At 67.4% G+C, this 2,183-nt stretch carries 2 protein-coding genes; both read left to right on the forward strand.

The window, feature by feature from the left end:
- Positions 1 to 66 precede the first annotated feature (66 nt).
- The gene (locus tag VS93_RS26240; RefSeq protein WP_046472521.1) at positions 67 to 636 is read left to right on the forward strand and encodes an IS607 family transposase; all 570 of its coding nucleotides are present in this window, start codon (positions 67 to 69) and stop codon (positions 634 to 636) included.
- Positions 633 to 2,165, forward strand: a complete 1,533-nt coding sequence (tnpB, locus tag VS93_RS26245) for an IS607 family element RNA-guided endonuclease TnpB (protein ID WP_236700760.1) — start codon at positions 633 to 635, stop codon at positions 2,163 to 2,165. Before VS93_RS26240 ends, tnpB begins: the two co-directional genes overlap by 4 nt.
- Positions 2,166 to 2,183: the final 18 nt, after the last annotated feature.

The raw sequence follows: 2,183 nt of genomic DNA on the forward strand, positions 1-2,183 counted from the left end.
CGGGGGGTGATAGCTGTTCTAGGTTTCATAGTCAAACGTAGTCTTCTGTAGTCATATAATGGTGGTGTGAGGCTTTCGGGGTGGGCGCGCCAGCAGGGCGTGAGCTATCAGACCGCGTGGCGGTGGGTGAAGAGCGGGCGTATGCCCGTGCCCGTCCACCAGGCGCCTTCCGGGACGTGGATCGTGGACGAACCCGCCCAGCCCGAGGGCCGCACCGTGGCGTACTGCCGCGTCTCGTCGGCCGATCAGAAGGCCGATCTGGACCGGCAGGTGTCCCGAGCCGTTCAAGGAGCCACCGCCCAAGGCCTGCCCGTGTCCGAGGTCGTGACCGAGATCGGGTCGGGGCTGAACGGCAAACGCCGCAAGCTCCACCGTCTGCTGGCCGATGCGGATGTGGCGGTGATCGTGGTCGAGCACCGTGACAGGCTGGCCCGGTTCGGTGTGGAACACCTGGAGTCCGCGTTGGCTACGTCCGGGCGGCGCCTGGTCGTGCTGGACCCTGAGGAGACCAGCGATGATCTGGTGCGGGACATGACCGAGGTGCTCACCTCGATGTGTGCGCGCCTGTACGGTCGCCGGTCTGCCCGCAGGCGCGCCAAGGCCGGGATCGACGCGGCGACGGCGGTGGAGGGATGACCGACACCGTCACTGAGGACAAGCCGAAGAAGAAAAAGAAGCGCGGGTTCGAGCCCAAGCCGGGCCATGTTGTGCAGGCCTACCGGTTCGCCTTGGACCCCAATGCTGAGGGCGAGTCCCGTCTCAGGTCGCACTGCGGTGCGGCGCGGGCGGCCTACAACTGGGCGGTCGCGCATGTGCTGGCATCGTGGGACCAGCGGGCGGCCGAGGAGTCCTACGGTATTGCCGAGGTCGAGCGCGCTCCGTGGCGGTCCTGGTCACTGCCCGCCCTGCGCAAGGCGTTCAACGCCGCTAAGAGGGATGATCCCCGGTTCGCCGGATGGTGGAGTGAGAACTCCAAGGAGGCCTATAACACCGGGTTCGCGGCTGCTGCGGCGGCGTTCGACAACTACGCCGCATCCAAACGCGGCGAGCGCGCCGGGGCGCGCATGGGCCCTCCCCGGTTCAAGTCCAAGCACACCGCGCGGCTCTCGTGCCGGTTCACCACCGGCACCATCCGTGTCGAGGACGACCGGCGCCACGTCACCCTGCCCGTGGTGGGTCGGCTGCGCACCCATGAGAACACCCGCAAGCTTCACCGCCGTCTGGCCAACGGAACGGCACGCATCCTCTCGGCGACCGTCTCCCACCACCGGGGCCGCTGGCAGGTCGCCTTCCAGGTCGAAGTCCAGCGCGAGCGTGCGACCCCGCAGCGTCCTGAGGCAGCGGCGGGAGTGGACCTGGGCGTCAAGACGTTGGCGGTGGTAGCCGACTCCGACGGACAGGTCCGCCACGTCACCAACCCCGCCCCCCTGAACAACGAGCTGGCGCGGCTCCGCAGGGCGTCCCGGCGGGTGTCCCGACGCCATGGACCTGACCGGCGCACCCGGCAGGAGGTGTCGAACCGGTGGCGCAAGGCCAACGCCGAACGCAACCGGATCCACCGCAGGGTCGCGAACCTGCGCGACGATGCGCTGCACAAGCTCACCACCAGTCTCTCCCGCGAGTACGGGACGGTTGTGGTGGAGGATCTGAACGTGTCCGGGATGCTCAAGAACCGCAAGCTCGCGCGATCCATCGCCGACGCCGGGTTCGGGGAGATCCGCCGCCAGCTCACTTACAAAACCCAGTGGAACGGCGGACGACTGGTCGTCGCTGACCGGTGGTTCGCCTCGTCCAAGACGTGTAGCAGATGCGGGGCGGCGAAAGCCAAGCTCCCCCTGTCCGCGCGCACTTTCATCTGCGACGACTGTGGTCTGGTCCTGGACCGGGACCACAACGCCGCGCTGAATCTTGCCGCTTTGGCAGCCAGCATGACCGGTACCGGAGTGGCCGGAGACCGGGACACGCAAGTGTCGAAGCCTCGCAGAGCCGACCGTAAGACCCGCACCACCCGCCCCGACCCTCAGGCCGGGACGGGGCACGGGCCGGTGGCACAAGACCGCGTAAGCGGAAGGAAGCAAGAGACCGTCGTCAGGACACCCAACCCCCGTTGTGGTGACACCGTCACGGACCTTTCGTGTAGAAATACACGGAATGCTGATATCTGACCACGGAATCAGCAACGG

The sequence above is a fragment of the Allosalinactinospora lopnorensis genome, from assembly GCF_000981225.1.
Lineage (GTDB): Bacteria > Actinomycetota > Actinomycetes > Streptosporangiales > Streptosporangiaceae > Allosalinactinospora > Allosalinactinospora lopnorensis.